This window comes from Phenylobacterium sp. (assembly GCF_030654915.1).
In the GTDB taxonomy this organism is placed as follows: Bacteria; Pseudomonadota; Alphaproteobacteria; order Caulobacterales; family Caulobacteraceae; genus Phenylobacterium.
This window is the reverse complement of the sequence record NZ_JAURWM010000011.1, coordinates 1-6,699: the sequence shown is the minus strand read 5'-3', so window position 1 is coordinate 6,699 and position 6,699 is coordinate 1. Positions and strand designations below refer to the sequence as shown.

Here is a 6,699-nt window from a genome sequence, read left to right as displayed (position 1 = left end):
CAACTGGCCAATATGGGCCAGATGCGGATGACCCTGCGCAATCCGGACTTCACCACCGCACGCAAGATCGCCGACATCGTGAACACCCGCTTCCCCGGCGCGGCGCGGGCCGACAATCCCACCATCATCACCATCACGCCTCCCGGCCGCATGGACATGGTCTCGTTCCTCTCGCAGGTCGAGAACATGACCGTCGACACCGACGGACCGGCCAAGGTGGTGATCGACGAGATCGCTGGCGTCATCGTGATGGGCGAGAACGTGCGCATCTCCACTGTCGCCATCGCCCAGGGCAACCTGACCATCACCGTCCGCGAGAGCCCGGCGGTCAGCCAGCCGGCTCCATTCAGCCGCGGGCAGACCGTGGTCGTGCCGCAGTCCGACGTTCAGGTGGACGAAGAGACGGGCAAGCAGTTCATCACCCTGCGGGACGGCGCCTCGCTGTCGAGCCTGGTGTCGGGCCTGAACGCGCTGGGCGTCACGCCCCGCGACATGATCTCCATCCTGCAGACCATCAAGGCCGCTGGCGCCCTGCAGGCCAATATCGAGGTGATGTGATGGACCTGACCTCCGCCCTCGCCCTGCCGACCGCCAAGGGTCCAGCCGACCTGGCGGCCCAGCCCAGCGCCGCCGAACTGGCCAAGCGCGACCAGATCAAAAAGACCGCCAAGGACTTCGAGGCTTCGTTCCTGTCGGTGATGCTGAACGAGATGTTCAAGGACGTCGGCGCGCAGGCCCCCTACAGCGGCGGCCAGGGCGAGGCGGCGTTCAAATCGTTCATGAGCGACGCCATGGCCAAGCAGATGGTGCGCTCCGGCGGGGTCGGTCTTGCCGACACAGTCGGCAAGGAAATGCTGAAGCTTCAAGGTTTGAGTTAGGAGACTTAGTCATGGCGATCTCCGCCACGGACGCGGCCGACCGCGTCGAACAACTGATCGTGCTGACCGAGCGCCTGACCGAGTTGATCGCTCACGACGCCCTGGCCTTCGAGCAGCGCCGGCCGCGCGACGCCACCCAGAATATCGAAGAGACCTCCAAGCTCGCCAACGTCTATCGCCACGAATCGGCTCGGGTTCGCGCCAATCCGGACATGGTGGCCAGCGCCCCGCTGGCGCAGCGCACCCGTCTGATCCGCGCTACCGAGGCCTTCGACGCCGTGCTCGCCCGCCAAGGCCGAGCCCTCGAGGCCGCCAAGACCGTGAGCGAGGGCTTGGTCCGCGCCATCGCCGACGAGGTCGCCGCCCAGCGCACCACCGGAGCCGGCTATGGACAAGGGGGCGCTGCTTCCGCGCCCGCGCCGGCCACCTCCATCACCCTGAACAAGCGGGCCTGAAAGGGCGAACCGCCGACCGGGCGATTAAAACACTTGTTTGAGCGCCACATTTGGGCCTAGCCTGTCTGCGTCGCCGGGCCGTTCCGGCGGCCGCGTTCTCAGGGCGGGGTGAAAGTCCCCACCGGCGGTGATGGCGGAAGGCTCGCAAGGGTCCATGCACAAGCCCGCGGGCGCCTGGTTGGCCGAAAGGCCCGTCAGGGACAGCAGATTCCGGTGCGAACCCGGAGCCGACGGTTAGAGTCCGGTTATGAGAACCGCTAGTGACGGTCCTGCTCCGTGCGTTCGCGCCTGGAGATCCACAGGCCGCTGCTTGCGTCTCCCTGAGTCGTGGTTTTTGCCCCAACTCAGGGATCTGACCATGACCCATGCTGTCACCCACTTCGAAGTCCCCACCGCCAATGGCGCTTTCCGTCTGGCGCGCATCGCGTTCGTCCAGTCCGGCTGGCACAGCGAAATCGTCGACAACGCCTATCAGGGCTTCATCGGCGCGATCGCGGATCTCGGCTTCAACGAGTCCGCCATCGATCGCTTCGAGACACCCGGCGCGTTCGAAATTCCCCTGCACGCCCAGACCCTGGCCAAGACCGGGCGCTATGCGGCCATCGTCGCGGCCGGTCTGGTGGTCGACGGCGGCATCTATCGCCACGACTTCGTGGCCTCCACCGTGATCTCCGGACTGATGCAGGTTCAGCTCACCACCGAGGTGCCGGTGTTTTCGGTGGTGCTGACGCCGCATCACTTCCACGAGCACGACATCCACCAGACCTTCTTCCGCGAGCACTTCCTGACCAAGGGCGCGGAGGCGGCCCAGGCCTGCGCCAAGACCCTGTCCAGCCTCGCCAAGCTGGCCGCGGCGGCGTGAGATGGGCCAGCCCATCCCCGCAGGCTTTGAGCGGCACTACCGGCAAAGCCCGGTAACCGATCCATGGGAGCCGCTCTACAGCCGCAGGACTGAGGATGCGGTGATCCTGGGCCTGATGGCTCAGGCCGCCCACACCAACAGTCGCGGCTTCGTCCACGGCGGGTTGATCAGCGCCTTGGCCGACAACGCCATGGGGCTGTCCTGCTCTCACCGCCTCGGCGGTGAGGCGAGCCTCGTCACGGTCAACCTGACCCTGGACTTCCTGGGTTCGGCCCAGGTCGGTCAATGGTTGGAGTTCACCACCGCCTTCGTGAAGAACGGCGGCTCGCTCTCCTTCGCCCAGGCCTTCGTCACCGCCGACGGCCAACCCTGCGCGCGGGCCAACGGGGTGTTCAAGGTGATGCGGAAAGCGGCCTGACGCACCGGCGGCCGCAGACGACGTCTGCGGCCGCCACGCGCGTCCTATTCAGATCGAAGTTCGATCTGGCGCTCCACGCCGATGGCTTGGAGGAAGTCTGGATCGTGACTGACCACCAGGATCGCCCCGTCATAGCCTCGCAGCGCCGCCTCGATGGCGGCGATCGAGTCGAGGTCGAGGTGATTGGTTGGCTCGTCCAGGATCAGCAGTTGCGGCTGCTGCTGCGCCATCAGCACGCAGGCCAGGGCCGCGCGCAGACGCTCGCCGCCGCTGAGCGAGGCGACGGTCTTCTCCGCCGCCGTGTTTCGGAACAGGAACCGCGCGAGCGCGGCGTAGGCGGCGTTGACGCCAGCGTCTGGATTGAGCCGCTGAAAGGCCTCGATCAGCGTCTCGTCCTGCCGGAGCATCGCGGTCTGCTGGTCGAGCAGGGCCGAACGCGCGCCAAGTTCGATGCGGCCCCCGGTCGGCGTCAATTCTCCGGTCGCCAGCCGGATCACGGTGGATTTCCCCGAGCCGTTGGGGCCTGTGATCGCCAGGCGTTCAGGACCGGTCAGGCGGAACGACAGCCCTGAGAGGATCGGCGACGCGCCAGGATAGGCGAAGGCGACCTCATCGAAGACCAACACCGACTTGCCAGCCGGCAGCCGCGACGATGGCAATTCAAAATCCAACAGCCGCAGCCGCTCGACTCGCTTTTGAGCTTCGGCCAGGTCCGCGGCGGCGTCGTCACGCAACCGGGTGGCCAGCATGTTCTCCCGCCCAGCCGAGTTTTCCGCCCGCTCGGCCTGGGCGCCCAACAGGATCTTGGGCTCTGAACCCTTGGCGGCGAAGCGGCGACCGGACGCATCGCGCTTGGCCTTCTTCTCGCGAGCGACCTGGGCCTCGCGGCCGACCCGGGCCATGGCGCGCTCGGCGTGCTCCAGATCGCGGACCGCCGCCCCCTCCTCCTCGGCCTTGCGCTCGGCATAGAGATCGTAGCCGCCACCATAGGTCTTGGCGCCCAGCCCGCTCAGTTCGACGACGCGGTCCATCTGGCGCAGCAACGTCCGATCATGGCTGACCACCACCGCGCCGCCCTTCCAGCCCGCCAGGAACTCGGCGACCAAGGCGCGGGCCCCGGCGTCCAGATTGTTGGTCGGCTCGTCCAACAGGACGATGTCGGGCTCCTGCACCAGCACCCCGGCCAGGGCCGCGCGGGTCGCTTGGCCGCCGCTGAGCGAAGCCGCCGGCCGCGCCGGATCAACGCCAGCCAGACCGACCTGCGCCAGCGCCGCCTCCAGCCGGGCCTCCAGCGACCAGTCGGCCTCGGCGAAGTCGGCCTCGTCACCATGGCCGGCCGCGATCCGTGACAACCGCGTAAGCGGCTGGGAGACGCCCAGCACGTCAGCCAGGCTCGCATCCAGCGGCGGAGCCAGGGCTTGGCGCAGCACGCCGACCCGGCCGCGCACGCTTACCGCCCCCGCAGCCGGCGTTAGTTCGCCCAGCATCAGGCGCAGCAGCGTGGTCTTGCCCACGCCGTTGCGCCCCACCAGGCCGGTCCGCTCGGCCCCGAAGGCGAGCGTCAGATTGTCGAAGAGGCCGCGGCCCTCAGGCGTTTTGTAGGAGAGGCCGTCGAGCGTGATGAAGGAAGACATGTTGGACCATGGGCGGGTTGGCGTTCAGGACGAGTTGGTTGTCCGTGGCGCTTTCCATGGTCGCGGTCTCCTTCAGCTAAGCCGTCGATATAGGGGCTGAGGCAGGCTGGCGCAAACTTGACCTCGCCTGCTCATCTGCACGGATCGACCGCAACTGAAGCTTGCGCCGCCTCGCCGGAATGCTGAAGGTTCGCCCAGTTCATTTCGGGGAGAGGCGTATCGTGTTCAAGTTTGGTCTTCCGCTCGCGATCCTGCTCGCCAGCGCCGCGCCGGTGTTTGCGCAAGCCCCTTTGAAAGTCAGCCCGGCGACCAAGGCCCTGCATGAGAGCTTGATCGTCCTCGACACCCACTTCGACACCCCCGCCAACCAGGCGGTGGACAGCTTCGACATCCGCAAGCGCAACAGCGTCGAGACCGGCAGCCAGGTCGACTATCCGCGCATGGTCGAGGGCGGGGTCGACGGCGGCTTCTTTGCGATCTTCACGGCCCAGGGCCCCAACACCAAGGCCGGCAACGAGGCCGCCCGTGACAAGGCGCTGATGCGCGGCGTGGTGATCCACGAGATGGTCGCCGCCAACAGCGACGTCTTCGCCCTGGCCACCAAGGCGCAGGACGCCGAGGCGATCTCCAAGGCCGGAAAGCGGTTCGTCTATATCAGCATGGAGAACGGCCAGCCGGTGGCCGGCGACCTGACCCTGATGAAGACGTTTTATGACCTGGGCGTGCGGATGATGAGCCCGGTCCATTTCGCCAACAACGACCTGGCCGACTCAGCCACCGATCCGAAGGGCCCGATCCACGGCGGCCTGAGCGCCAGCGGCAAGCAGTTCGTATCCGAGGCTAACCGGCTGGGCATACTGCTGGACGCCAGCCACGCTTCCGACCAGGTGCTGGACCAGATGCTGGATCTGTCCACGGCGCCGATCGTCCTTTCCCACTCCGGCGTGAGGGCGATCTACAACCACCCGCGCAACATCCCCGACGACCTGCTGCGCAAGCTGGCGGCCAAGGGTGGGGTGATCCAGATCAACGCCTTCTCCGGCTACATGAAGGACATCCCAGACAATCCGCCGCGCCGCGCCGCCCTGGCCGAACTCACCAAGACCTATGGCTCGCCACGCGACGTCGCGCCGGACAAGCTCAAGGCTTACGTCAAGGCCCGGCAGGAAATCGACGCCAAGTATCCGCCGACGCGCGCCAATATGGACGATCTGGTGGCGCACGTCCTGCACGCCGCCCAGGTGGCCGGTAAGGACCACATCGGCGTGTCCGGGGACTTCGACGGCGGCGGCGGCATCGCGGGCTTCGAGGACGTCACCTACTTCCCGGCCCTCACCGAACGGCTGATCGCCGCCGGGTTCAGCAAGGAAGACCTGGCCAAGTTCTGGGGCGGCAACACGCTGCGAGTCCTGAAGCAGGCCGACGAGCTGAAAGCGAAATAGGCGTGTCAGACTGCTGACATGTTTTGGCGGAGCCGGCGTTAGATTGGCGCGTTAAACCGCCGCGGCTCGTTTGTTCACACAATGTTCCTGTGTTATCGGTGAGTCTCGGAACTACATTAGGCGAGGCCCGCTGAGCTGATCGGCGGTCGAGAGCGTTTCCGGAAAAACATGGCCGAACAGCTGAACTTCATCCGCGTGCGCGGCGCGCGTGAGCACAATCTCAAAGACGTCAGCGTGGACATCCCGCGCGGCGAACTCGTGGTGCTGACCGGGCTGTCGGGATCGGGCAAGAGCTCGCTGGCCTTCGACACCATCTATGCCGAGGGCCAGCGCCGCTATGTCGAGAGTCTCTCGGCCTATGCGCGCCAGTTCCTGGAACTGATGAGCAAGCCGGATGTCGACCTTATCGAGGGTCTGTCGCCGGCCATCTCCATCGAGCAGAAGACCACCAGCCGCAATCCGCGCTCGACGGTCGGCACGGTCACCGAGATCCACGACTACATGCGCCTGCTGTGGGCCCGGGTCGGGGTGCCCTACTCACCGGCGACCGGTCTGCCTATCGAGAGCCAGACCGTCTCGATGATGGTCGACAAGCTCACCGCCCTGCCAGAGGGCGAGCGGCTCTACCTGCTGGCCCCCGTCGTGCGCGGCCGCAAGGGCGAGTACCGCAAGGAAATCGCCGAGTGGCAGAAGTCGGGCTTCCAGCGCCTGAAGATCAACGGCGAGTTCTATCCGATCGAGGACGCCCCGACCCTAGACAAGAAGTTCAAGCACGACATCGACATCGTCGTTGACCGGCTGGTCACCAAGAACGGCCTGGAAAGCCGCTACGCCGACAGCCTGGAGACGGCGCTGAAGCTGGCGGACGGCATCGCGGTCGCTGAGTGGGCCGACAAGGCCGAGGGCGAGGCCGAGCCGCGCCGGATGCTGTTCTCCGAGAAGTTCGCCTGCCCGGTCTCCGGCTTCACCATCAGCGAGATCGAACCGCGGCTGTTCTCATTCAACAACCC

The 6,699-nt window shown here is 66.4% G+C and carries 7 protein-coding genes, 1 pseudogene and 1 riboswitch; of the genes and pseudogenes, 7 read left to right on the top strand and 1 reads right to left on the bottom strand.

Translation table 11 applies throughout. The annotated features are described in order from the left end of the window. The 5 genes from Q7T84_RS00310 to Q7T84_RS00290 form a co-directional block, all read left to right on the top strand. The coding region (locus tag Q7T84_RS00310) for a flagellar basal body P-ring protein FlgI (protein ID WP_304805563.1) at positions 1-558 on the top strand (558 nt) is incomplete at its 5' end. Then, complete coding sequence (locus tag Q7T84_RS00305; protein WP_370653597.1) at positions 558-878, top strand: rod-binding protein; 321 nt, start codon at positions 558-560, stop codon at positions 876-878. The genes Q7T84_RS00310 and Q7T84_RS00305, both read left to right, overlap by 1 nt. An 11-nt stretch (positions 879-889) precedes the next feature. Then, positions 890-1,333 carry a flagellar basal body protein gene (locus tag Q7T84_RS00300; protein ID WP_304805562.1) on the top strand — a complete coding sequence of 148 codons (444 nt, stop codon included), beginning with the start codon at positions 890-892 and terminating at the stop codon, positions 1,331-1,333. Between the two features lie 90 nt (positions 1,334-1,423). Beyond that, a riboswitch (FMN riboswitch) is annotated at positions 1,424-1,593 on the top strand. 98 nt (positions 1,594-1,691) lie between these two features. Continuing rightward, positions 1,692-2,195 carry a 6,7-dimethyl-8-ribityllumazine synthase gene (locus Q7T84_RS00295; RefSeq protein WP_304805561.1) on the top strand — a complete coding sequence of 168 codons (504 nt, stop codon included), beginning with the start codon at positions 1,692-1,694 and terminating at the stop codon, positions 2,193-2,195. Between the two features lies 1 nt (position 2,196). Beyond that, positions 2,197-2,613 carry a PaaI family thioesterase gene (locus Q7T84_RS00290; RefSeq protein ID WP_304805560.1) on the top strand — a complete coding sequence of 139 codons (417 nt, stop codon included), beginning with the start codon at positions 2,197-2,199 and terminating at the stop codon, positions 2,611-2,613. Positions 2,614-2,657: 44 nt separating this feature from the next. Here Q7T84_RS00290 and Q7T84_RS00285 read toward each other — a convergent pair whose 3' ends face one another. Then, positions 2,658-4,247, bottom strand: a complete 1,590-nt coding sequence (locus Q7T84_RS00285; RefSeq protein ID WP_304805559.1) for an ABC-F family ATP-binding cassette domain-containing protein — start codon at positions 4,245-4,247, stop codon at positions 2,658-2,660. A 221-nt stretch (positions 4,248-4,468) separates the two neighbouring features. Here Q7T84_RS00285 and Q7T84_RS00280 point away from each other — a divergent pair, with 221 nt between their 5' ends. Both Q7T84_RS00280 and Q7T84_RS00275 read left to right on the top strand, forming a co-directional pair. Then, entirely contained in the window at positions 4,469-5,689 is a 1,221-nt protein-coding gene (locus Q7T84_RS00280; protein WP_304805558.1) for a dipeptidase, read from the top strand. A gap of 168 nt (positions 5,690-5,857) precedes the next feature. Continuing rightward, positions 5,858-6,699, top strand: a pseudogene (locus tag Q7T84_RS00275) (excinuclease ABC subunit A); the annotation flags it as partial.

Bases quoted from the DNA above. Each gene is read 5' to 3' on its own strand.
- Q7T84_RS00305 (WP_370653597.1), top strand. From the start codon at position 558: ATGGACCTGACCTCCGCCCTCGCCCTGCCGACCGCCAAGGGTCCAGCC.
- Q7T84_RS00300 (WP_304805562.1), top strand. From the start codon at position 890: ATGGCGATCTCCGCCACGGACGCGGCCGACCGCGTCGAACAACTGATC.
- Q7T84_RS00295 (WP_304805561.1), top strand. From the start codon at position 1,692: ATGACCCATGCTGTCACCCACTTCGAAGTCCCCACCGCCAATGGCGCT.
- Q7T84_RS00290 (WP_304805560.1), top strand. From the start codon at position 2,197: ATGGGCCAGCCCATCCCCGCAGGCTTTGAGCGGCACTACCGGCAAAGC.
- Q7T84_RS00285 (WP_304805559.1), bottom strand. From the start codon at position 4,247: ATGTCTTCCTTCATCACGCTCGACGGCCTCTCCTACAAAACGCCTGAG.